This is a genomic window from Flavobacterium sp., assembly GCF_965657075.1.
Lineage (GTDB): Bacteria > Bacteroidota > Bacteroidia > Flavobacteriales > Flavobacteriaceae > Flavobacterium.
On the sequence record NZ_CBFHMV010000001.1, the window covers coordinates 1 to 24419 of the forward strand.

Below are 24419 nucleotides of genomic sequence, written 5' to 3' on the forward strand. Positions count from 1 at the left end.
CCATGATTCCTTTTAATTTTTCATCTACTTCTTGACTGGTCCAACTCAAACGAATTGAGTTTTGAGACATTTCTAACCCAGAAGTAGCTACACCACCTGCATTTGAAGCTTTACCTGGAGCAAATAAAATTTTTGCTTTATGGAACACTTCAATAGCTTCTGGAGTTGAAGGCATGTTTGCACCTTCAGCTATACAGATACATCCGTTTGCAACTAATGCTTTAGCTTCCTCTTCATTTAATTCATTTTGAGTAGCACAAGGTAAAGCAACATCACATTTTACTTCCCAAGGACGTTTTCCTTCTACAAATTTTGCATTAGGATATTTTTTTACATACTCAGAAATTCTTGCAAAATCAACATTTTTAATTTGCATTATGTGAGCTAATTTTTCAGCATCAATTCCATCAGCATCGTAAATATATCCTGAAGAATCTGAAGCTGTTACCACTTTTGCACCTAATTCTGTTGCTTTTTCAATAGCATATTGAGCTACATTTCCTGAACCAGAAACTACAACTATTTTACCATTAAAGCTATCATTTTTAGTTGCTAACATACTTTGAGCAAAATAAACATCACCGTAACCAGTAGCTTCTGGACGAATTAATGAACCTCCAAAAGAAATTCCTTTACCTGTTAAAACACCCGTAAATTCGTTTCTTAATCTTTTGTATTGACCAAACATATAGCCAACTTCTCTTCCACCTACACCAATATCACCAGCAGGTACATCGGTATCTCCACCAATATGTCGTGCCAATTCTGTCATGAAAGATTGACAAAAACGCATAATTTCGTTATCTGATTTTCCTTTAGGATCAAAATCTGCTCCACCTTTTCCACCACCCATTGGCAATGTTGTTAAACTATTTTTAAAAGTTTGTTCAAAAGCTAAGAATTTTAAGATACTTAAATTCACAGAAGGATGAAAACGTATTCCTCCTTTGTATGGGCCAATTGCTGAATTCATTTGAATTCTATAACCTCTATTAACTTGTGTTTTTCCAGCATCATCTGTCCAAACTACTCTAAACATAATGACTCTTTCTGGTTCTACCATTCTCTCTAAGAGCATTTTGTTTTGATATTTTTTATTTTCTTCGATAAAAGGGATAACAGTTTCTGCTACCTCTTTAACAGCCTGCATAAATTCTGGCTCGTTTGGGTTTCTTTTTGCAACCGCTTCAATAAATGATGAAATATTTTCAGTCATAATTAATATAATAAAAGTTTATAGAAAACGTTTTCGTAATTGTTGGCAAAGATACATTTATTTGTAATATCACAATTGATGTTTTAATAATTCTGAGTAAATTTTAACTCATTATTAGCAATTAAAGCTGTTTATAGACCTTGAGTTTTATCAAATGATTAATTTTAAGTGATTTGTTCGATGTTTTCAAGTTATTTATTTTAATCTGAAATTTGTTTTTATATATTTGTAAATTAAAGTAATAAACCCCAAATGCTAAAAAAATCCTTATTTTTAATTTTAATATCAATTGTACTGAGTGATAATGCTTATTCGCAATTTGGTTTTTCACACGAAATAGGTGTTATAACTGGTCCAGTAGCTTTTCAATCCGATTATGGAGAACGTAGTGATTTTGATACAAATTCTGGTAACACAGGATTTGGTTTTGGATTAATTCACTACCTAAATTTTTCATACAAAGCAGAATGTAATTGTTATACTCCTGAAACTTATTTTAATGATCACTTTAAATTAAGAAGTGAGATTTCTTACAACAAAACTAATTTACAACATTTTGGAAGATGGGTTGATCCAGACAGAACTTCTGTTGGAGCTCAACAACTGAGAGACATGAGAGGTTCAACCGAAGTAATTGATTAGGGAATGCAATTAGAATATTTCCCTTTAAGTATTAGAGATTTTACAGTAACTGAAGGTGCTCTTGCTCCTTTTATTAGTTTGGGTGCTCACTATTCATTTTACAATACCGAAGCAAGTTCTTTACAAGGGCCTTTAGGAACTCCTTTAACAACTCCTGTAAAATATTTAGATGCTTTCAGAATTGGTTCAGGAAATACTTGGTCTATTGTTTCAAGTATTGGAACTAGATACCGATTGAACGATACTTCAGATTTAATGTTAGATTTAAGATGGCAATATTATTTTTCAAACTGGGTAATGGCTTGAGTCCTGATCCGGCAAGATATCCAGAAAATAAAGCTAACGATTGGAATTTATGGTTGAACTTTGGATACATTTATTATTTAAACTAAGATTATATTTTTAACAAATACAAAAAGCTCTGAATTTAAAATTTATAGCTTTTTGTATGTAGAAAACCCTTTTTTATGTTAAAGCTTGTTTCAAATCTTCTAATAAATCATCAATATCTTCTACGCCAACACTCAAACGCACTAAATCATCTGTGATTCCCATTTTTGCTCTTTCTTCTATAGGAACTGAAGCATGTGTCATAGTAGCTGAATGATTGGCTAATGATTCTACTCCACCTAATGATTCTGCTAAAGTGAAAACTTTTAATTTTTCAAAAAAAGAAACTGCATCTTCCATTTTACCAGATTTAAAAGTAAAAGAAACCATTCCACCAAAACCACCTATCATTTGTTTTTTGGCAATTTCATGATTGGGATGACTTAGCAATCCAGGATAATATACTTTTTTAACTGCTGGATGAGAACTTAAATAATTGACTACTTTCATTCCGTTTTCACAATGACGCTGCATTCTTAAATGTAGGGTTTTGATTCCTCTTAAAACTAAAAAACTATCCATTGCTCCTAAAATTCCACCAGTTGCAAATTGAGAGAAATGTAATTTTTCACCTAATTCTTTGTCTTTAACAATTAACGCTCCAGCCATAACATCCGAATGTCCTCCCAAATATTTTGTGGCTGAATGCATAACAATATCTGCTCCCAAATCTAAAGGTTTTTGTAAATAAGGTGTTCCAAATGTGTTATCTACTGCTAAAAGTATATTGTGCTTTTTAGTGATTTTAGATATTTCAGTAATATCAGCTAATTTCATCAAAGGATTTGTTGGTGTTTCTAGCCAAAGTAATTTTGTTTTTTTATTTATAAGAGATTCTAATTTTACTAAATCTGTCATATCAACAAAATGAAATTTTATTCCAAAATCTTGATATACTTTGGTAAACATTCTATAAGTTCCGCCGTATAAATTATCTGTAGCTATAACCTCATCATCGGGTTTTAGGATTTTCATTAAAGCATCTGTAGCAGCTAAACCAGATGCAAAAGCCAAACCTCTTGTTCCATTTTCTAAACTTGCTAAAGAATTTTCTAAAGCAGTTCGTGTTGGATTGGCACCTCTAGAATATTCATAATCTCCAATTGGTTTTCCTGGACTTGTTTGTGCAAAAGTAGATGTCAAAAAAACAGGAGGTATAACTGAACCTGTTTCTTTTTCGTGATGTTGTCCTCCGTGTATTGTTTTGGTATTGAATTTCATTTTAACTGTTTTAAAGAAATTTTTTAATTTGCATCATAATTCCATAATGAATTCCTTCATGATAATTATTGAATTCGATTGCCTCATCTAATGAACCTAAATAAAACCCAGTTTTAGTTTGATACGCATTAAATTCTTTAAAAATACCGTTTTCATAATCCGATTTGGTTTGATTGACTAATGAAATAAGTAGTTTTTTAATTTCGTCAACTTCTTCTTGAGAAACTTTCCCATCAGGTTTTGAACCATTTTGATATTTTTCTAACATTTCCTGAGAAATATGCATTGGTAAACCTGATAAAACGTAAACTAGTTTTTGTTGTGAAACGATTATGTGAGCTATATTCCAAATCAAATTATTGCTAAATCCCTCAGGAATTTTATTTAATTGTTCTAAAGAATACGTATCTAAATATTTTAAATATAAGTTTCTGCTGGTTTCCCAAATACTAAAAGTTGTTTTCATTTGCCTAAATTTTTTATAAAATTACTAATTTATAGCCACTAAAGACTGTATTTTTGTAAACCAATTAAAAATTTACCAAAAATGAATAAAATATACTACTTAGCCTCTTGTGACACTTGTAGAAAAATTATTAAATCATTACCAAAGGGCATTGAATTAGAATTTCAAGACATTCGACAAGATAAAATAACAGTAGAGCAATTAGAACAAATGCGCGAATTAGCTGGAAGTTATGAAGCGCTATTCAGCAAAAGAGCTCAATTGTATAAAGAAAGAGGTTTAAAAAATCAAACACTAACAGAAGAAGATTACAAAGCTTTAATTTTAGAACATTATACTTTTTTGAGTCGACCAGTTTTCATCATTAAAAATGAAATTTTTATTGGAAACTCACAACCCAATATTTTTAAATTAATGAAGACTTTAGAAAATGTCTAAAAGAACCTTAGCCATTATTGGAGCAACATTTGTAGCCTTAATTTATGGAACCAATTTCACGGTTGCTAAAGATGTTATGCCTACATATGTGCAACCTTTCGGATTTATTTTAATTCGAGCTTTGGGTGCTTGCTTTTTATTTTGGTTGTTAACTTTTTTTGGTCCTAAAGAAAAAATTGATTTAAAAGATTTTCCGAGAATTATGGCAGCAGCTTTGTTTGGCGTTGCTATAAACCAATTGGCTTTTTTCAAAGGATTGAGTTACACTTCTCCAATTAGTGCTTCCGTTATTATGGTTACTACTCCAATTTTGGTTTTAATTTTATCTGCAATTTTAATCAAGGAAAAAATCGAACTCAAAAAAGTAATCGGAATTATTATTGGTTTAAGTGGAACTTCAATTTTAATCCTTTACGGAAAAGACATTCAGAATAGTCCGAATGCAAGTTTTGGAAATTTTTTAGTGTTTGTTAATGCCTCTTCCTACGGAATTTATTTAATTGTCGTTAAAAAACTAATTTTAAAATACCATCCTTTTACGTTTGTGAAATGGATTTACACTTTCGGATTATTATTTGTTATTCCTTTTGGATATAATGAATTTACCGAAATTAATTGGCAAACTATTCCAACATCTATTTATTTTAATATTGGATTTGTAGTCTTGTTTACCACATTCTTTGCCTATCTAATCAACTTGATGGCTTTAAAAGAATTAAAACCTACTACTCTTTCCATTTTTATCTATTTACAACCATTATTTGCCAGTATAATTGCGATAAGCTTACAAAAAGATAAACTTACTTTTATCAAAATAATTTCTGCTATTTTAATTTTTGTAGGTGTTTTTTTAGTTACGCACAAGAAAGTAACTAGTGATAAGTAATTAGCCATTAGCTTTTTTGGACACTATTCCCTAATTACTTTTCCCTAATTACTAATTACTTTTCTTATCTTTGAAGTCAATTAAAAATCAAGAATGATACAATCAATGACCGGTTTTGGGAAAGCTTTTATGCAATTGCCAAACAAAAAAATAACCGTAGAAATTAAATCATTAAATAGCAAAGGATTAGACTTAAATGTAAGAACTCCTTCTATTTACAGAGAAATGGAATTGCAAATTAGAAATTCAGTTGCTCAACGATTAGAACGTGGGAAAATTGATTTTTCTTTATATATCGAAGTAACTGGTGAAGAAACTTCAGCTAAGATTAATGTACCCATTGTAAAAGGATACATCAACCAAATGAAAGAGGTTATTCCAAATGCAGATGAGACGGAATTGATGAAAATGGCTGTAAGAATGCCAGATGCTTTAAAAACAGAGCGCGAAGAATTAGACAAAAACGAATGGCTTCAAATTGAAAAAGTCATTGATGAAGCTTTAGTTAATATTTCAACTTTCAGAAGTGATGAAGGTCTTTCTTTAGAAAAAGAATTTGAATTAAGAATTTCCAATATTGAAAACTTAATGAATGAAGCTGTTTCGTATGATTCAGAAAGAGTTGAAACCGTAAAAACAAGACTTCGCACAGCTTTAGAAGAATTAAAAGCTACTATTGATGAAAATCGTTTTGAACAAGAGTTGATTTTTTATCTAGAGAAATACGACATTACTGAAGAACGTGTTCGTTTGGGAAATCACTTAAAATATTTCTTAGAAACCATGAAAAACGAGGAAGCTTTAGGAAGAAAACTAGGTTTCATCACACAAGAAATTGGTAGAGAAATCAACACCATGGGTTCAAAATCCAATCATACTGAAATGCAAAAATTAGTCGTGCAAATGAAAGATGAATTGGAAAAGATTAAGGAGCAAGTATTGAATGTATTATAAAAAGTAATTAGAGATTAGTAACTAGTGATTAGCTTTGCCTCTTACTAGTTACTAATTACTATTCACTAATCACTTAAAAAAATGAATAAAGGAAAATTATTTGTATTCTCAGCGCCATCAGGTTCAGGAAAAACAACTATAGTAAGACACTTATTAGAAAAAGAAGAATTAAATTTAGAATTCTCCATTTCATGTACAACACGTGAACCTAGAGGAACAGAAATTGACGGAACAGATTATTATTTCATTTCTTGGGAAGCGTTTAAAAATCATATCAAAGCGGAAGATTTTGTGGAATGGGAAGAAGTTTACACGGATAATTTCTACGGAACTTTAAAGAAAGAAATTGAAAGAATTTGGGCTTTAGGCAAACACGTAATTTTTGATATTGATGTTGTTGGTGGATTAAGAATAAAACATAAATTTCCAGAAGAAACTCTAGCTGTTTTTGTAAAACCACCAAGTGTAGACGAATTAAAAAGAAGATTAAAATTACGTTCCACAGAAAGTGAAGACAAAATCAATATGCGAATTGCAAAAGCATCTGTGGAATTAGCAACAGCACCACAATTTGATTCCATTATTAAAAATTACGATTTAGATACAGCTAAGGATGAGGCTTATCAATTGGTTAAAGAATTTATTAGTAAAGAGTAATTAGTAATTAGCTTAAAATGAATGAAATAAAATCATATAAAGATTTATTAATTTGGAAAAAAGGAATTACAATTGTTAAATTAGTTTACGAACTTGTAAAAGTTTTTCCTCATGAAGAAATGTATGCACTTTCAAGTCAATTAAAAAGGGCTTCCGTTTCTATACCTTCAAATATTGCTGAAGGCTATGGAAGAAATACAGATAAATCTTTCAGCCACTTCTTAGATATAGCAAGAGGCTCTTTATTTGAAATCGAAACTCAATTAGTTATTGCAAAAGAATTAGGTTTTATTACTAATGAAAAAATTTACCAAGATTTATTAAACCAAATTGAAGAAGAATCAAAAATGATAAACGCTTTTTCTAAAAAACTCAAAAGCTAATTACTAGTTACTAATCACTAGTTACTAAAACAATGAAAATCGGACTATATTTCGGAACATTCAACCCCATTCATATTGGTCATTTGATTATTGCTAATCATATGGCTGAACATTCTGATTTAGACCAAATTTGGATGGTGGTTACACCACATAATCCGCACAAAAAGAAGAATACGCTTTTAGATGATTACCATCGTTTAGAAATGGTACATTTGGCTACGAAAGATTTCCCGAAAATTCAACCTTCTGATATCGAATTCAAATTGCCTCAACCGAATTATACTGTAAATACGCTAGCTCATTTGTTTGAGAAATTTCCACAACACGAATTTTCTTTAATCATGGGTGAAGACAATTTGAACTCGCTTCACAAATGGAAAAACTATGAAGTTATTTTGCAAAATCATGATATTTATGTTTATCCAAGATTAAATTCTGGCGAAATGGACGACCAATTTGCCAATCATCCAAAAATTCACAGAATTGGTGCTCCAGTGATTGAATTATCATCTACTTTCATTCGCGAAAGCATTAAAGGCGGAAAAAATATTGTACCAATGTTACCCAAAGAAGTTTGGGAATATGTGGAGCATAATTTGTTTTATAAAAAATAAAAAACACGACCATGAAAAAGTTTAAATTAATCACCTGCCTTTTTTTTATGACCTTCATTTCTTGTGATGATAAAAGTATTGAAAATCATTATGAAAATGATAAAATCAAAATCACTTTTAAAGAAAATAAAGCTGTTTTTTCTGAAAAATCTATTTCTTTACAGTTTGGGTCAAAGGATACAATTATTAAATCCAAAAATTATACTTTTAAAGATATTAAAGGATTACTAAACAGTTCTTTAAATAAGAATAACGAAGATTTAAAATATACAAATTCAAAAACATTCGACATTACTGTTGTTAAAAAAGATTCTTTGTTGAATGAAGAAGAATTCTATTTAGCATTTGAAAAGTTTTTGTCTGAAGAAAATATTACTATTAAAAATCATAAATAGGAAATCAAATATTGTCTTTTATTATAAAATAAAATAATATTATTTTTCGCTTTTCACTATGTTACCCAAAGATGTTTGGGAATATGTGGAGCATAATTTGTTTTATAAGAAGTAACTTAACATTCCTTTACCATTAGTTCCCAATAGCATTTTGTAACTTTGTAAAGATTCTGAAACAACTTCAGAATGAAAAAATCAAAATTTACAAAATGAACAATTTCGAATTATACAATCCCGTAAATTATGTCTTTGGAAAAGGACAAATTGAAAAATTAAAAGACTTAGTCCCTTCAAATACAAAAATCTTAATCGCTTATGGTGGTGGAAGTATTTTTAAAAATGGGGTTTATGATCAAGTAAAATCTGCATTAGCAACGCAATTTGAAGAAAATAATATCGTGGAATTTGGTGGAATTGAACCTAATCCAAGATACGAAACACTAATGAAAGCAGTTGCAATTATTCGTGAACAAAAAATTGGATTTGTTTTAGCCGTTGGCGGTGGAAGTGTCATTGATGGAGTAAAATTTATTTCTGCTGCAGTAAATTATGAAGGTGATGCTGCTGATATTTTAAGAAAAAGAATTCTTTTCAAAGAAGGTTCAGATGTAATTCCTTTTGGAACAGTTTTAACTTTACCAGCAACAGGTTCAGAAATGAATTCAGGAGCAGTAGTTACGATTGAAGCTACACAAGAAAAATTAACATTAGGTGGAAGTGCTTTATTCCCAAAATTCTCAATTGTTGACCCAACCGTGATTACTTCTTTACCAAAAAGACAGTTGCAAAATGGTGTTGTGGATGCTTTTACACACACAATGGAACAATATTTAACGTATAAACATGATGCCATCTTACAAGATAGAATTGCAGAAAGCATTTTGCAAACCTTAATTGAAATTGGACCAGAAGTAGTTGAAAATCCTTCAGATTATAAATTGGCTTCTAATTTTGTTTGGAGTGCAACTATGGCTTTAAACGGCTTAATTCAAAAAGGAGTTCCTTCAGATTGGGCCACACACATGATTGGTCACGAATTAACGGCTTTATATGAAATTGATCATGCTAGAACATTAGCTATCATTGGTCCAAATTTATATAGAGTCATGTTTGAAACTAAAAAAGATAAATTAGCACAATACGGAAAACGTGTTTGGAACATTCAGGAAGGTTCAACCGAAGAAATTGCTGAAAAAGCTATCGAAAAAACAGTTGACTTTTTACACAAAATGGGTATGAAAACTAAATTATCTGAAAACACAGATGATTATGCTAAAACAGCAGATTTCATAGTAAATCGTTTTGAAGAAAGAGGTTGGAAAGCCTTAGGTGAAAAACAAAACATTACTCCAGAAAAAGTTAGAGAAATTGTAGAGATGAGTTATTAATTTAGATTTTTAGATATTCAGATATTGGATGTTCAGACTTAAATAAATTCAAAAAGCGTTCAGGTAGTACTACTTGAACGCTTTTTTTTAACACCAAAACAAAAATTAACTTAATCTACAAGGTATGAATTCAAATAGATTTTCATACAGATAACGGCTTAGTATTTCCAAAATTGTTTCATGTTTACTAATATTGTGTTAAACTTTTAAAAGGATATGTTTTTACCAAGATTTGTTATTGAAATATTAATTAGTATTTTTGACTATTAATAATGAAAAATATGGATGCTAAATCAAAGTTTGCAGTAATTGGAGGAGGAAGTTGGGCAACTGCAATAGCTAAAATGTTGTGTGAAAACCAGCCGGAAATTGCTTGGTACATGCGCAGTACTTACGCTGTAGAACATCTTAAACATCAAAGACATAATCCCAATTATTTGAGTTCTGTTGAGTTTGACATAAAAAAATTACACCTAACTACCGATATTAATGAAGCTGTAAAATATGCAGATATCATTATTTTTGCTATTCCGTCTGCTTTTTTAAGTGCAGAATTAGAAAAACTTACCGAAAGTTTAGAGGGAAAAATAATTTTTTCTGCCATAAAAGGTATTGTACCTGAAAGCAGTTTGATTGTGGGTGAGCATTTTAATACCAAATACAATATTCCTTTAGAAAACATTGGTGTAATTACTGGACCTTGTCATGCCGAAGAAGTAGCCCTTGAACGTTTGTCCTATTTAACTATTGCTTGTGGTGATCGCTCCAAAGCACGTTTTGTAGCTAAAAACATGAGCAGCAGATACATTAAAGCAAAAACCACGGATGATATCATTGGAACAGAATATGCCGCTGTTTTAAAGAATATTTATGCCATTGCAGCAGGAATTGCTCATGGTTTAGGCTATGGTGATAATTTTCAATCGGTTTTAATGAGTAATGCCATTCGCGAAATGAAAAAATTCATTAAGGAAGTGCATAAAATGAAACGTAATATTAATAATTCGGCTTATTTAGGTGATTTACTGGTAACTGGCTATTCTGTTTTTTCTAGAAATAGAATGTTTGGAAACATGATAGGCAAAGGCTACACAGTAAAATCGGCACAAATGGAAATGAGCATGATTGCAGAAGGGTATTACGCTGCCAAAAGTGCTTATAAGTTAAATCAAAAATACGGTGCCAAAACCCCTATAATTGATGCCGTTTATGAAATTTTATACGAAGGTAAAGACGCTAAAAAAGTATTTTCTAAATTAACCGAAAAACTGGACTAAATTATTCAAAGTACACGTTAGGTGTATCAGTAATTTTTAATTTCAGAATGTATTTTTTGTGTAGGTTTTTCTTTTCTTCTGACCAATTTTTAATGTTAGGATCTCTAAGCTCTTTTAGAAGAATTTTTTCTAATGCTAAGGATTCTTGACCTTTTTTGTACCCACCTTCAAAACCTTTAAGTTTATCTAAATTTTCCATCCAATAAATAAAGAAACCGTTTTCCGTTGAATTGATGACATTCTTTAAAATAGAATAAGACGAGATAGAACTCATTCGTGGTTTATCTTTTGAAAAAACCTCGTATAAGTCATTTGTAATTACTTTTAACAAAGAATCATTACTTGTAGCTGCTAAGTATTCACTGTAAGAATATAATGTCCTGATGCTTCTGTCTCCAGCAGCGTAGCGTTTTGGATTATTAGCGTTTTTATAATCTGGATGAAGTGCCGATTTTCCAATATCTAGAACAAAGTTGCTTTCTACATTTATGTTGGAATGATGCACATAGTTTTTATCCGCATCAAAAAACAACAAAACAGGCACATGGTCAAAGGTTAATTTTGAAGCATCCATTAACGCTTTTTCATCGGGTTTTAAATTGCCATCGGCATCGCCTTTGGTGTCCATTTTGTAATTGATGAAATACTTGTTGTAAAATTTAGAAACCACCGTATCCGTTTCTAACAATTTACCCAACTTTTTACAAATGGCACAGTCAGAATTGTAATATTCAACAAAAACAACCTTCTTTTGTTCTTTTGCTATTTTGAACGCTTCTGTTAAAGAAGATTCAAACTTAACTTGTGCATTGCTGCTCATGGTAATTAGTAAAAAGGTAAATAGAACTGTTATTTTTTTCATCTGTAAATATTTATTTTTTTTAAAGGTAATCGGTTTTAGTATTATTTTAATGGTTTGGCAAGCCAATGGGTTTGTTTGTAGCTATTGCATTGTTTATTGCTATTAAACATTAAAAATAAAACAAAAACTACACCAAAGTTGTTAATCAACTGTTATTTCATCTACAAAAATAAACGCTTCGCCATCAAAAGGATGTCCTTGATGCCATTCTGGAAGTTTTCCAAAATTAGTGGCAACCACTTTTACATATCTTGCTTTTTGAGGTTTTATTTTTAGTTCAAAAGGTTTTATTACGACTTCATATTCTTTTGGATCTACAGTATTATCAACGGTTCCTACTTTTGTAAAATTGACATTGTCTTCAGAAATATAGTAGTCTACTTTTGTGGGCATTAGTATCCATGCACGAGTATCTTGTAGGTAATTAGAGGTGATTGAACTAATTTCACGTGTGGATTGCATATCTACGACACACTCAAAATCTTGGGTCTGATAGCCTTGCCATTCTCCTTTTCTCCAGTTTTCGTTACCGTAAATTCCGTCTAACAAACCTTCATCACCACCAGCATGATATTGTGGATTATATTTAGATTTGATGTTGATGGTAAAGTTTGTTGGTTTTTTGAAGAATTGGGCTGAGATTGTGTCGCTTGAAATCATAAAATCAGGCTGAAGAAAAGCTTCAATTTTTGAAGTTTTTGTTATAAAAAAAGGTTTTACATATTCCTTAAAGTCTCCCTTTGGCTGAGATTCATCTATTATTCTATAATATGCTTTAAGCATTTCCTTTTCTGGTACAAAATCTAATTGATTAAAAGAGATAGATATTTCAGTTTTTTTAATAAAACTTTTGCTTTTAGCTTCAATAGTTGGAACAGGAACTATTGGCCCCCAATAATCTCCTGAACTTTTATTTAAATGCTCCATAAATCCAAAAAGATAATACTCTTCTTCAAAATTCTTTATTTTTTGAATTATCCCGCTAGGTTTATTTTCAAATTTTACTTTTATAAAATCAAAAAAAGGTTCAGTGGTAGACCAAGCAACCTTACCTGGAGTTACATTATAAATCCCCATTGAACTCAACACGTACCACGCACTCATTTGTCCGCAATCTTCGTTGCCTATTAAACCGTCTGGTGTGTTTTTGTAGAATTCGTTTAAAATGTAATGTACTTTTTCTTTTGTTTTTTCTGGTTTCCCTACATAATTGTATAAATAAGCCATATGGTGACTGGGTTCGTTTCCGTGTGCATATTGTCCGATTAAACCGGTAACATCTACTTGTTCTCTTCCTGTGGTTTTGCTTTCACTGTTGAACATTTCGTCTAATTTAGCTTCAAAGTTTTCTGGTCCACCATAAGCTTCAATCATCCCAGGAATATCTTGTGGCACAAAAAAGGAGTATTGCCATGAATTGCCTTCGGTAAAGTTATTGTTCACTTCTCTTGGGTCAAAAGGTTTGTCCCAACCCCCATTTTTCTTTGGACGCATAAACTTGGTATTCCAATCGAAAATGTTTTTCCAATTTTGAGAACGTTTCATGAAGTATTCGTACTCTTCTTTTTTGTTTAAAATTTTTGCCATTTGCGCAATACACCAATCATCATAAGCATATTCAACGGTTTTTGAAACACTTTCGTGGTCATCGTCCATAGAAATAAAACCTTGTCTTTTGTAGGCTTCCAATCCTAAAACATCTCTCATGGCTGAGGCTTTACTTGCTTCAAAGGCTTTTTCATAATCAAAACCTTTAATTCCTTTTGCCATAGCATCTGCTATCACAGAAACTGAATGATAGCCAATCATACAATCGGTTTCATTGGAAGCTAGTTCCCAAACCGGTAATCTTCCACCTTGTTCGTATTGTTTTAAAAACGTGTTGATGTAATCGGAAGTGCGTTTTTTATCAATCAAAGTATATAAAGGATGAGCTGCTCTAAACGTATCCCAAAGTGAAAAAACAGTGTAATAATCAAATCCTTCTGCGGTGTGAATTTGGTTATCTCTACCACGATATTTTCCATCTAAATCTTGAGCAATATTGGGTTGCATCATCGTGTGATATAAAGCGGTGTAGAAAATCGCTAACTTTTCTTTATCATTTGAAGTGACTTCAATTTTAGATAATTCTTTGTTCCATAGCGCTTCTGCCTCTTTCTTAACTTTTTCGAAATCCCAATGTTTGATTTCAGAACTGTTTAATAAAGCACCTGAATAATTTGTTGGAGATAGAGACACTTTTACAAGGATTTTTTCTCCTTTTTTGACCATTTTAGAAAAATGAGCTTTAAGTTCTGTTCCTGAATAAAAATCTCCTCTTGTATCACTATTAGACTTGACTTTTGTGAACTTCATAGGAACATTAAACTCTATTCGTGCATATACATACTGATTGGTTGCCCAAGCTTCACTTCTTCTTAAAACTTCAATGGTTTTGTCGTCTATAATTCTCATTGTTCCTTCTAACAATTTATCTCGATGATTCAGATCAAGAATGATGTTAACTGCTCCCGCTTTATTAAAAGTATATTCGTGAAACCCTACACGAGTTGAAGCTGTTAATCGAACATCAATGTTGTGTTTGTCTAATTTTACGCTATAAAAACCTGCAGAAGCTTTTTCGTTATCGTGTGAAAATGAAGAAGCATATATTTTATTGTCAAAGGAAGGTTCTCCCATAGTGGGCATCAACATGATATCTCCATAATCAGAAACTCCGGTTCCGTTCAAATGAGTATGTGAAAATCCATAAATTACATTATCTGAATAATGATAACCACCACAACCGTCCCAACTTCCATCAATTCGTGTGTCAGGAGATAATTGTACCATTCCATAAGGTGTTGTTGCACCAGGAAAAGTGTGTCCGTGTCCACCAGTTCCGATAAATGGGTTTACGTGTTTAGCAAAATCTTGAGCAGAAACCGCTGTTGCCATAAAAAGTATTGAAAAAAGAAAATTCTTCATTGTATGGGTTTTAAATTGCTATAAAATTGAGGAATTTTTATGATTTAAGCAATTTAATCTCAAAAAGCTCTTAAACTGTGGTGTGTTTTTATAAAAAAAGAGAGGTGTACACTATTGAAATTGAAAAATAATAAGAGGAATTTATTAATTTTTGATTTTTTTAGGGTACCACAACCTAGGCTTTTCTATACCTTTACTATGCCTTTTCTATACTGTTGCTATACCTTAAGAGTATGATGACTTGCTTTGAAATGGTTTGTATTTGGTGCGTAATTGATTCGCAAAAGCACCCGTTTTTGGCAAATGCATAGGAATTAGTTACAAAGTAGGGGTACCACAACTGCGAACGAAATACGAATGAAATACGAATGAGATACGAATAGTAAAAAGTCACTATTTGTTGGATTAAGGTGTAAAATAAATGATTTTTTTTTATATTTACTATACTATTTTTAGTATTGAGTAAAAGCAAGGGGTGCGTTTGAAAACATAAAACAAAAAGCCTAATGATATGAAAAAAAATGGAACTCAATTTGTTTTGAACCTTCTCCGTATTTATTTACTGGGAGGAATTATGAGTTTAGTACTTTTAATTTACCTGGTAATGAGCGATCCTTATTTTAAAAATCTTGATTTTAAACTAGAAAATTTTAAAATGAAAATAGATCAATATTTATTATTTACATTTTATATACCCTTACTTTTACTTTTGCTTTTTTGTTTTGTGCTATTAATTAAAGCCAAATCTAAGAAGGATAGATGTATAATTGGCACTTCCTCTTTATTTGGTGTAATTGGATTTGTAAGTTTTGATAATTTTATTAAAAAAAATATTTTATATCCCGATGGAATTTTGTTAGGTTTGGTTGTAAGTTTTTTATGCTACCTGACGCTTTTATTTTTGGTTGATAGAAAAATAACGACCGATTATAAAAACATTCATCATAAAGAATAATGTGTATCAAAAAAACTATAAAAGCAATAAAATGAAGATATTTATGTTTCCTATTATGATATTGTGAAATCCTCTTTTAATGTTATGGCGAATACTAATGGTGAAAAAAATTGGAGTTTAGAAAAATATCAGAGAGCCTTAAGAAATTATCATGATGAGAGTAGCTGTGTCTCATAACATCAATTTATTTTGATTTGATTGTGGGTAAAATAATAAAACATACAAAAGTCACAACAAGCATTGTAATCATGCATAGTAAGAGAAATTGTTGAAAATAAAATATTGTTTCAACAGATACTGCTTCAATTATTATTATTTTAGCAAAAAACACAAATATACATGCAGGTAAAACCTTTTTTAAAATGGGCTGGTGGAAAAACCCAATTAATTACTGATATTGAAATACTTTAACGCGAATTTAGCTGCTTAACATGAATTTAAATTTCAATATCGACCTTGCCAATGGTTATAAAAGTAACTCACAAATTGCAAGAGTTTTAACTGAAAATTGGGTTAAACAAAATTCTTATTGTCCAAGCTGTGGTCAATTACCTTTGAACGAATTTGAAAACAACAAGCCAGTTGCAGATTTTTATTGTTTAAGTTGTAAGGAAGAGTTTGAATTAAAAAGTAAAAGCGGAAAATTGAGTAGCATAATTAATGATGGTGCTTATGACAGTATGATAAAAAGGATTACTTCGGACACAAACCCAAATTTTTTCTTTTTGACCTACGATAAAAACACTGTGAATAATTTTCTAGTAATACCAAAACAATTTTTCACTCCAGAAATTATCATTAAACGAAAACCTTTATCAATTAATGCTAAACGAGCAGGTTGGATTGGTTGCAATATTGATATTTCAAAAGTTCCAGAAAGTGGAAGGATATTTATTGTCGAAAATTCTAAAATAATCGAACAAGAAAAAGTACATATTAAATTAAAAACCACTGATTTTTTAAAATCTAAAAGTTTAGAATCTAGAGGTTGGATACTAAATATTTTAAATTGTGTTGAAGAAATTAAAAAGCAATCTTTTACATTAGATGAATTATATGCTTTCGAAGAGAAGTTAAAAATTAAATATCCAAACAATAATCATATCAAGGATAAAATCCGTCAGCAATTACAGTTTTTAAGAGATAAAGGATTAATTGAATTCAACGGAAGAGGAAATTATAAAAAAATAGAAATATGAAAAAATTTATATTTATTTCACCTGAAGGTTCAACTGAAGCTCCAAACAATTTATACGAGATAAATAATATGCAAGTAATAGGAATTATTGAAGATGTTAAAGATGAAGATGAAGCATTAAAAAAACTATTAATTGAAAATGAATGGATAATTGATGCTGAATTCAATGTTGCTGAATTTATTTGTTACGAGATTTTATAAATCCCGTGAGGGATTAAATTTTGGTAGAATTTAATCGATAACAAAAAAAGTCCCATAGAGACGAAATCAATATGGCAAATACATACACACAAATCCACATTCAATTTGTTTTTGCGGTAAAATACCGAAACGGATTAATTCATTCGTCATATAAAGAGGAATTATACAAGTATATTTCGGGTATTATTAAAGAAAATAATCATAAATTACTAGCAATTAATGGCATGCCAGACCACATTCATATTTTTATTGGTATGCGACCTACACAATCCATTTCTGATTTATTACAAGATATAAAAGGAAGTTCCTCCAAATGGATTAATGAAAAGAAATTTTTAAAAGTAAAATTTGAATGGCAAGAAGGATATGGAGCGTTTTCATATTCTAAATCACATGTCAATAATGTTATTAATTATATTCAAAATCAAGAAAATCATCATAAAAAAGAATCTTTTACAGCCGAATACTTACGCTTTTTGGAGTTGTTTGAGGTTGATTATGATGAGCGTTATATCTTTAAAGAACCTATTTAATATCATCCCTACGGGATTTTGTTTCAAGTATGTATATTTTTTACCCAAATTTTATCCCTACGGGATTTACTTCAAATAAATAAATCGGCCATCAATTCCTGATTTTTTGAGAATTTCTGCATTCTCTTTTCCGTAAGCAATAAACACACTTGGAGCACCAGGAGTGCCTTTTTGTTCACCATCAATATTGTAAAATTTAATTCTTCCTTTTACAAACAGAATGGCATCAGCATCATACCAAATATGATTAAAAAAACATTTAGTTTCGGTTCTAGCAAAAATTAACACAATTCCGTTACCATGATTTTTTAGTTTTTCAATCCAAATTTCCATACCTTTTCCATAAGGGGGATTCATATAAATTCTTCCAAACCAAGATCTAGCTAAACCATCTTCAATAACAGTAAAATTAGTTTTGGCATGAACAAAAGGCGGATTTATTGGAGTACAAGGGTCTAAATCAAATTCACCTAGTTTTTTCACTAAATCTGGTGGTGTTAGCCATTCTACAGTTGTTTTTTCTGAACGTTCAAAAGAAGTATCCATATTATTTATTTAATTTTCCAAAGAAATAAATTTAAAAAATGCTACACAACCCACAATAAGTGTGATTCTGTTTTTTTTTAAATCAATAAACAAAGGTAAATGGGACAAATCAGAAGGGTTTGATTTTATCAATGATTTTAATCATAATTGGTTGAAACAAGTTAGAGAAAAACTAAAAGACAACGGTACTATTTGGATAAGTGGCATGTATCATAATATCTTTTCTGTTGGTCAGTTATTGCAAGAATTAGATTTTAAAATCTTAAACATAATTACTTGGGAAAAGAACAATCCACCACCTAATTTTTCTTGTAGATTTTTTACTCATTCAGCCGAATTAATTATTTAGGCTCGTAAAAAAGAAAAGGTTCCGCATTATTACAACTATGAGTTAATGAAACGTTTAAATGGTGACAAACAAATGAAAGACGTTTGGAAATTACCAGCCATTGCCAAATGGGAAAAGTCATGCGGTAAACATCCAACCCAAAAGCCTTTGTCTGTTTTAACTCGAATTATTTTAGCTTCTACCAAAACTGGAGCTTGGATTTTAGACCCTTTTGCAGGTAGTTCAACAACTGGTATTGCGGCAAATCTTGCAAACAGAAGGTATTTAGGTATTGATATGGAAACCGATTTTCTGGAAATAAGCAAAAACAGAAAACTAGAAATTGAAGATGAAAAAATTGCTAATTCTTACAGACAAAAAATAAATGGTTTTGAAACTAAGAAACAATTAGAATTATATTTAGCAGAAGAGCCAAAAACAGCATATTCATTGGATTTGGAATTGTAATTTCATTAAATTAAAAGGGAGATAAATACCATTCGTAATTGAATACATTCGATTATTGTGATTAGTAAAAAAGATACTTAGAAAAGATGCTAAAACGAATTCATAAAGACAAAAACCAAGCATTAAACACCCATTACGCCTCTTTTACCTATTGCAGGTAAATCGGTTTGAGCGTTTATGTTTATGGAATTGGTTTTGAAGATGAATTTCTTATCATACATTTTATTTCCAATGAAATAGGATAACGAAAATTCGTTGTTCAATTGCAACACATTGTTTTCTAGGAATTCAATTTTTACAGCAGTTTGTGTGTCAACCGTTGCAAAAGCATGTCGCAATTGCATGGTGTTACGGTTTTCACCATTTATTAAACCATAAGCTCTTGAAACAATCATTGCCATTTCTAGGGTTTCATTAGTAGCGTTTAATAAATACGCATACCAACAATTTTCTTGAAAATCATCGCTCCATTCTTGAATGGCTACAATGTGAACGTTTTCTACTTTTGGGATTTCTATGTCTGCTTTCATTATAAAAAAATTAACCCTTCTAGGGTTTTAAACCCTAGAAGGGTTATTAATCATTATATCGTTGCTTTAAATTGCTCTAAGAATCGAACATCGTTTTCATAGAACATTCTGATGTCTCCAATTTGGTATAAAAGCATGGCAATACGCTCTACTCCCATTCCGAATGCGAAACCTGAATATTCTTCTGCATCAATGCCACAGTTTTTTAGAACATTTGGGTCTACCATTCCACAACCACCAATTTCTAACCAACCGGTTCCTTTGGTGATTCTGTAGTCTGTTTCTGTTTTTAAACCCCAATAAATATCGATTTCTGCACTTGGTTCAGTGAACGGAAAATAAGAAGGTCTAAGACGAATTTTTGATTTTCCGAACATTTCTTTTGTGAAGTATAACAAAGTTTGTTTTAAGTCAGCAAAAGACACGTCTTTGTCAATGTATAATCCTTCTACTTGATGGAAAATACAGTGTGAACGAGCCGAAACGGCTTCATTACGAAAAACACGACCTGGAGAAATTGTTCTGATTGGTGGTTTGTTGTTTTCCATGTAACGTACTTGCACGGATGACGTGTGTGTACGTAAAAGTAAATCGGGATTGGTTTGTGTAAAGAAAGTATCTTGCATATCACGTGCTGGGTGATATTCTGGTAAATTTAAGGCTGTAAAATTATGCCAATCATCTTCAATTTCTGGTCCTTCGGAAACGTTGAATCCTAAAGTGGAGAAAATATCAATGATTTGATTTTTTACGATAGATATTGGATGACGAGAACCAATAGCAATAGGTTCTCCTGGTCTTGTTAAATCACCGTAAGTTCCTTTTGCTTCGTCTTTTGTTTCTAAAATTTCCTGAAGTGAAGCTACTTTTTCTTCTGCAGTAGCTTTTAATTGGTTGATTACTTGTCCGAATTCCTTTTTCATTTCGTTAGGAACATTTTTAAATTCGGCAAATAACTCTTTCAATAAACCTTTGCTACCAAGGTATTTAATTCGAAATTCTTCTAATTTTTCTTTGTTTTCAGCACTGAACGCTTTGGCTTCTTCAATGTGTAATTTAATCTTGTCTATCATCGTTCTTTTGTAAAGGGCAAATTTAAGCTTTTTTAGTGATTAGTGAAAAGTGATTAGTAATTAGTTTTTTGCTAATCACTAATTACTAACAGCTAATTACTTAATAATCTCTTTCTCAAGAAAGTAATTCACAATGGCATCTTTCATTAAAATGGATTGTTCTCCTGCTTTTAGCGTTGGTAATTCTTCTTTTACTTTGTAATGAGGCCAACCATCATTATCAAAATAATCGAATTCGTAATAACCATAAGGTTCTAGTAAACGGCAAATAGCAATGTGCATTAGGTTGACTTTTTCGTCTTTTTTGAATTCTTGGTTGAATTTTCCTAATTCTTGAACTCCTATTAGGTATATAATGGCATCAAGGTCAAGTGTTTCACCATCAGCAAATTTGTTTGATAATAGTGTAACTACTGATTCCCAACGTTCTTTTAATTGTTCGTCTCTAGACATTTTTTTTAGATAAAAGAGAAAAGAGAAAAGAGAAAAGACTCTTCAATTTTCTAAATTTTGAAGTTGCAAAGATAGTAAGTAGGATTTTGACTTTCGATAATTCTTTTATCTTTGTTCTTTTCTATTATCTATTTATCTATCGTATGAGTTTTATTGATATTGTTTTTGCTTCTTTATTGGGTTATGCTTTGTATAATGGTATAAAAAATGGGCTTTTTGTAGAATTGGCTTCGTTGATTGCTTTGTTGGCAGGCATTTTTATTGCTTTAAAATTTTCGGGATTTGCTAAAACCCTTTTAGAAGATTCTTTTTCTTGGGATTCTAAGTATATTGAAATTACCGCTTTTGCTTTGACCTTTATTGCTGTTGTTGTGGCCATTCATTTGTCTGCCAAACTGTTGACTAAGATAGCAAGTTTTGCCTATTTGGGCTGGTTGAATAAATTAGCTGGTGCTGGTTTTAGTATGATTAAAACTATTTTAGCCTTGAGTGTTGTGCTATTATTGTTTGAAAAAATCAATGTAAATCATATGATTGCAGAACAAAAAACCTTAGATGATTCGATGTTTTATAATCCGATTAAGAAGGTTTCTGAGTTTATTTATCCTAAGATTGAGGAATGGTATGAAAAGAGTGTTCAGTCTTCAGTTGAGAGTGAGGAGAAGACAGATGGCAGTGATTAGTGATTAGTGATTAGTGATTAGTGATTAGCAAAAATAAATTTTATGAAAATTACACTGTTTTTTTGATTGTATAATTTTGTTTTTAGTTTCTTCTGAAATTTGAACAGTACAAAAACTACCTAACTTCCTTAATAGCACTGCTCAAAACCCAACCTTCTGTTTTATTTGGTAATTGCACTTTTTTGAAATTATCCATAGTTTCCAATACGTTTACTTTTGTACCTTCATGAAGTAACAGCACTTTTTCGGCATCTGATTTTGGTTCAGATTTTAATTCTATTATTGCATCAAAAACGATGGCAGGTTGATCGGTTTCTATAAATTTGTTAAGTGTAAATGCCATAAAAAAGGAAAACATCATCAAAAATAAAGCAGAAAATATTCCGATAAAGAAATATCTTTTTTGTTGGGATTCTTTTTTAAACAAAAATCCAAGTACGGCTGCAAAAACACCGAACGAAAACAAAACACTTAACCATGTCCATACGTTTAAAGAAAAAACAGATGCCGTTTTTTTAATAACATTTGAAAACCCGATTTCTTTTAACGTTTTAAATTGATCTTTTGTTTTCTTTTGAGCAAATGCTAGGTTTGTTGTGATTTTTTCATCATCAGGTGCTAGTAACAAGGCCTTTTCGTAATAATATATTGTTGGTCCTATTTTATTGAGTTTGTAGTAGGCATTTCCTAAATTAAAATACAAATCTGCTGATTCTTGTTTTAAACTTTTTTCAATAAATTCATATTTTTGAATGGCGTTTTCGTAGTTTCCTTGTTTATACATTTCGTTGGCAAGTTCAAATAATTGCGTGGCTTCTTGGCTTGGGTTTTGACCAAAAACATTGGTTATTTGTGTTAGAAAAAAGAATATATAAATTAGATTTTTCATTTTTTTGACTGAATTTCAGTTTACTTTTTCAATTGCTTTTCTAAATCAGTTATTACGTTTACGGCTTTATCAAAATCGGTTTGCATGGAATGACTGGATGAGGGTGCATATCTGGCAAATTCGGCCGATTTCATCAAATCAATAAATGCATTTATGGTTTCCGAAGTGGCTTGTTTTTGAATTAATAATTCGCGAATGTTCTCTTTGTCCATTTCAGAAGTTTCGATGTTTAATTTGGCTTTTAAGAAGTTATGCAAAGCTTTTTCGATAGACAAATAAAACGAAGAGGCATTTCCTAAAGCTCCTTTTGCTTCGCTTAAATATTTTTTAGCCAATTTATCTTTGTTTTTTAGTTTTAAGCCTACAACATCTTCTTGAACGGCTTCTTTTTTACGTTTTATAACAAATGCCACAGGAATAAAACAAAGAGGCATTAATAAAAGTGCATAGTACAAAGGACTTCCAAAAGGATTGGATTTGTTTTTGCTTTCAAATGCAGTTGTAGTATTGATGAACTGAAAGGTTTTAATTTTTTTAAGTTCTTCTTGGTCGTTATTTGCCAAGCTACTTAATCCTGGACCGTCTAAAACATCAATAGTTATAGGATCTGAAGTTATGGTTTTGTATTGATTTGAATCTGTATCAAAATAAGAAAAGGTAATGGGTTTTAAAGTCATTTTACCTTTGGATTGAGGTACAATAGTGTAAATATCTGCGGTATTACCTATCATTCCTGTAACTACAGAACTGGTGATGTTTTCTTGATGTTTTGGTTCAAATATTTCTAACTCAGGTGTGTTTTCTACTCTTGGTAAATTGATTAAATTTAAGTTTCCTTTTCCGATGAGTTCTACTTTTAGGTCTAAAGATTCTCCAAATTTGATTTGTTTTTTGTTGGGAATCACGTTTAACTCAAAAGTTCCGACAGCGTTTGTAAATTGGGCTGGTTTATTATTTTCTGGAAGTGCTTTTACCTCAATTTTTTTTGGTCTACAAGTTATATTTTGATTGATAATGCTGTATCGGTTATTGAAAAAACCAGCATTAGGGTCTTCAATTTTTAAATCTAAATTAAGCGTTAATGGTTCTAAAGTTTGATTTCCTGCTTTAAGTGGAATTAGAAGTGCTTTTCTAAATTCTATAACACCATATTCTTTTCCATCGTAAACTTCTAAGTAAGGTCGTGGATTGTTATCACTTTCAAACTGACTCCAAAAGTTATTGAAGGTTGGTGCTTTATTAACAAATACATTGGTAATACTTGTGGTTGGATCAAAATATATTTTGTAAATTACACTAACTACTTCGTTGACATAAGCTGTTTTTTTGTCTGTTTCGGCAATTAAGAAAACACCATTTCCAACCAGTCGACTGTTGTTATTTGATGCATTTGGATTGGAATTGGTTCTGGAATCGGTAATTTGTATGGTTATGGGTTTAGAATAATATTTTTTGCCTTTGTAATCAATTTTAGCCGCTTGAATGGTAAAATTTCCTTTGGCTTTAGGCGTTAAAAAGAAATTATTTTCGGTATAAATAGAACGTTTTGTGGTTACTCTTCCGTTTACAACCGTCACGGATTCACTATTTCCTTTGAAAATTTGTGGTCCTTCTACTTTAAAGCCCTCAAAAGTGGGCGGTTCAAAGTTGTCGCCATCAGTATTTATTCTAAAAGAGACTCTGATTTTTTCATCTAAAGCATAAGTAGATTTATCTGTAGATGCCTCAAATTGAATTTCTTGAGCGTTTACAGTTAACGTTATTGTGAAAATAAAAAATAATAAAATCTTTTTCATTTTTGTA

Annotated in this window: 25 protein-coding genes and 2 pseudogenes; 16 read left to right on the plus strand and 11 right to left on the minus strand. The window is 30.9% G+C overall.

Going from position 1 to position 24419, the window contains the following annotated elements; translation table 11 throughout:
- The coding region (gene gdhA / locus ACTF56_RS00005; RefSeq protein WP_438964849.1) for an NADP-specific glutamate dehydrogenase at positions 1–1216 on the minus strand (1216 nt) is incomplete at its 3' end.
- A 252-nt stretch (positions 1217–1468) separates the two neighbouring features.
- On the opposite strand from gdhA, the pseudogene ACTF56_RS00010 reads away from it, so the two are divergent.
- Positions 1469–2250, plus strand: a pseudogene (locus ACTF56_RS00010) (THC0290_0291 family protein).
- A gap of 73 nt (positions 2251–2323) precedes the next feature.
- On the opposite strand, the gene ACTF56_RS00015 reads toward ACTF56_RS00010, so the two are convergent.
- Both ACTF56_RS00015 and ACTF56_RS00020 read right to left on the minus strand, forming a co-directional pair.
- Positions 2324–3469 (minus strand): cystathionine gamma-synthase, encoded by a 1146-nt coding sequence (locus ACTF56_RS00015; RefSeq protein ID WP_438964850.1) that lies wholly within the window; start codon positions 3467–3469, stop codon positions 2324–2326.
- A gap of 10 nt (positions 3470–3479) precedes the next feature.
- Positions 3480–3935: a DinB family protein gene (locus ACTF56_RS00020; RefSeq protein ID WP_438964851.1), complete on the minus strand. Its 456-nt coding sequence runs from the start codon at positions 3933–3935 to the stop codon at positions 3480–3482.
- A gap of 81 nt (positions 3936–4016) precedes the next feature.
- On the opposite strand from ACTF56_RS00020, the gene ACTF56_RS00025 reads away from it, so the two are divergent.
- The 9 genes from ACTF56_RS00025 to ACTF56_RS00065 all read left to right on the plus strand — a co-directional run bounded on the left by ACTF56_RS00025 (position 4017) and on the right by ACTF56_RS00065 (position 10927).
- Positions 4017–4373: an arsenate reductase family protein gene (locus ACTF56_RS00025; protein WP_438964852.1), complete on the plus strand. Its 357-nt coding sequence runs from the start codon at positions 4017–4019 to the stop codon at positions 4371–4373.
- A complete protein-coding gene (locus ACTF56_RS00030) occupies positions 4366–5259 on the plus strand; it encodes a DMT family transporter (RefSeq protein ID WP_438964853.1) in 894 nt (297 codons plus the stop codon). The genes ACTF56_RS00025 and ACTF56_RS00030 overlap by 8 nt, the downstream gene beginning before the upstream one ends.
- Before the next feature lie 93 nt (positions 5260–5352).
- Positions 5353–6213, plus strand: coding sequence for a YicC/YloC family endoribonuclease (locus ACTF56_RS00035; RefSeq protein WP_438964854.1), 861 nt, complete (start codon positions 5353–5355; stop codon positions 6211–6213).
- An 81-nt stretch (positions 6214–6294) separates the two neighbouring features.
- A complete protein-coding gene (gene gmk, locus ACTF56_RS00040; protein ID WP_438964855.1) occupies positions 6295–6870 on the plus strand; it encodes a guanylate kinase in 576 nt (191 codons plus the stop codon).
- Positions 6871–6887: 17 nt separating this feature from the next.
- Positions 6888–7253 carry a four helix bundle protein gene (locus ACTF56_RS00045; protein WP_438964856.1) on the plus strand — a complete coding sequence of 122 codons (366 nt, stop codon included), beginning with the start codon at positions 6888–6890 and terminating at the stop codon, positions 7251–7253.
- Between the two features lie 32 nt (positions 7254–7285).
- Positions 7286–7867: a nicotinate (nicotinamide) nucleotide adenylyltransferase gene (nadD, locus tag ACTF56_RS00050; RefSeq protein ID WP_438964857.1), complete on the plus strand. Its 582-nt coding sequence runs from the start codon at positions 7286–7288 to the stop codon at positions 7865–7867.
- 11 nt (positions 7868–7878) lie between these two features.
- Positions 7879–8262: a hypothetical protein gene (locus tag ACTF56_RS00055; protein ID WP_438964858.1), complete on the plus strand. Its 384-nt coding sequence runs from the start codon at positions 7879–7881 to the stop codon at positions 8260–8262.
- A 209-nt stretch (positions 8263–8471) separates the two neighbouring features.
- Positions 8472–9650 carry an iron-containing alcohol dehydrogenase gene (locus ACTF56_RS00060; protein ID WP_438964859.1) on the plus strand — a complete coding sequence of 393 codons (1179 nt, stop codon included), beginning with the start codon at positions 8472–8474 and terminating at the stop codon, positions 9648–9650.
- A gap of 281 nt (positions 9651–9931) precedes the next feature.
- Entirely contained in the window at positions 9932–10927 is a 996-nt protein-coding gene (locus tag ACTF56_RS00065) for an NAD(P)H-dependent glycerol-3-phosphate dehydrogenase (protein WP_438964860.1), read from the plus strand.
- A 1-nt stretch (position 10928) separates the two neighbouring features.
- On the opposite strand, the gene ACTF56_RS00070 is transcribed toward ACTF56_RS00065, so the two are convergent.
- Entirely contained in the window at positions 10929–11789 is an 861-nt protein-coding gene (locus ACTF56_RS00070) for a thioredoxin family protein (protein ID WP_438964861.1), read from the minus strand.
- A 141-nt stretch (positions 11790–11930) separates the two neighbouring features.
- Positions 11931–14759 (minus strand): GH92 family glycosyl hydrolase, encoded by a 2829-nt coding sequence (locus tag ACTF56_RS00075; RefSeq protein WP_438964862.1) that lies wholly within the window; start codon positions 14757–14759, stop codon positions 11931–11933.
- Between the two features lie 511 nt (positions 14760–15270).
- On the opposite strand from ACTF56_RS00075, the gene ACTF56_RS00080 reads away from it, so the two are divergent.
- The 4 genes from ACTF56_RS00080 to tnpA all read left to right on the plus strand — a co-directional run bounded on the left by ACTF56_RS00080 (position 15271) and on the right by tnpA (position 17646).
- Positions 15271–15714, plus strand: a complete 444-nt coding sequence (locus ACTF56_RS00080; RefSeq protein WP_438964863.1) for a hypothetical protein — start codon at positions 15271–15273, stop codon at positions 15712–15714.
- Between the two features lie 431 nt (positions 15715–16145).
- Positions 16146–16913 carry a DpnI domain-containing protein gene (locus ACTF56_RS00085; protein ID WP_438964864.1) on the plus strand — a complete coding sequence of 256 codons (768 nt, stop codon included), beginning with the start codon at positions 16146–16148 and terminating at the stop codon, positions 16911–16913.
- On the plus strand, positions 16910–17113 hold the full coding sequence (locus ACTF56_RS00090) for a hypothetical protein (protein WP_438964865.1): 204 nt from the start codon (positions 16910–16912) through the stop codon (positions 17111–17113). Before ACTF56_RS00085 ends, ACTF56_RS00090 begins: the two co-directional genes overlap by 4 nt.
- Positions 17114–17184: 71 nt before the next feature.
- A complete protein-coding gene (gene tnpA / locus ACTF56_RS00095) occupies positions 17185–17646 on the plus strand; it encodes an IS200/IS605 family transposase (RefSeq protein ID WP_438964866.1) in 462 nt (153 codons plus the stop codon).
- Positions 17647–17712: 66 nt separating this feature from the next.
- Here tnpA and ACTF56_RS00100 read toward each other — a convergent pair whose 3' ends face one another.
- Positions 17713–18192: a DNA N-6-adenine-methyltransferase gene (locus tag ACTF56_RS00100; protein ID WP_438964867.1), complete on the minus strand. Its 480-nt coding sequence runs from the start codon at positions 18190–18192 to the stop codon at positions 17713–17715.
- 82 nt (positions 18193–18274) lie between these two features.
- Here ACTF56_RS00100 and ACTF56_RS00105 point away from each other — a divergent pair.
- A pseudogene (locus ACTF56_RS00105) lies at positions 18275–18988 on the plus strand (DNA-methyltransferase); the annotation flags it as partial.
- Positions 18989–19110: 122 nt separating this feature from the next.
- Here the strand turns inward: ACTF56_RS00105 and ACTF56_RS00110 are convergent.
- The 3 genes from ACTF56_RS00110 to ACTF56_RS00120 all read right to left on the minus strand — a co-directional run bounded on the left by ACTF56_RS00110 (position 19111) and on the right by ACTF56_RS00120 (position 21044).
- A complete protein-coding gene (locus tag ACTF56_RS00110; protein WP_438964868.1) occupies positions 19111–19518 on the minus strand; it encodes a hypothetical protein in 408 nt (135 codons plus the stop codon).
- A gap of 53 nt (positions 19519–19571) precedes the next feature.
- Positions 19572–20591, minus strand: a complete 1020-nt coding sequence (gene pheS, locus ACTF56_RS00115; protein WP_438964869.1) for a phenylalanine--tRNA ligase subunit alpha — start codon at positions 20589–20591, stop codon at positions 19572–19574.
- Between the two features lie 96 nt (positions 20592–20687).
- Positions 20688–21044 (minus strand): hypothetical protein, encoded by a 357-nt coding sequence (locus ACTF56_RS00120; protein WP_438964870.1) that lies wholly within the window; start codon positions 21042–21044, stop codon positions 20688–20690.
- A 143-nt stretch (positions 21045–21187) separates the two neighbouring features.
- On the opposite strand from ACTF56_RS00120, the gene ACTF56_RS00125 reads away from it, so the two are divergent.
- On the plus strand, positions 21188–21727 hold the full coding sequence (locus tag ACTF56_RS00125) for a CvpA family protein (protein ID WP_438964871.1): 540 nt from the start codon (positions 21188–21190) through the stop codon (positions 21725–21727).
- Between the two features lie 115 nt (positions 21728–21842).
- Here the strand turns inward: ACTF56_RS00125 and ACTF56_RS00130 are convergent, their stop codons facing one another.
- Together ACTF56_RS00130 and ACTF56_RS00135 are read right to left on the minus strand one after the other, a co-directional pair.
- Positions 21843–22616, minus strand: coding sequence for an SH3 domain-containing protein (locus ACTF56_RS00130; RefSeq protein ID WP_438964872.1), 774 nt, complete (start codon positions 22614–22616; stop codon positions 21843–21845).
- Between the two features lie 20 nt (positions 22617–22636).
- Positions 22637–24412: a BatD family protein gene (locus ACTF56_RS00135; RefSeq protein WP_438964873.1), complete on the minus strand. Its 1776-nt coding sequence runs from the start codon at positions 24410–24412 to the stop codon at positions 22637–22639.
- Positions 24413–24419 lie beyond the last annotated feature (7 nt).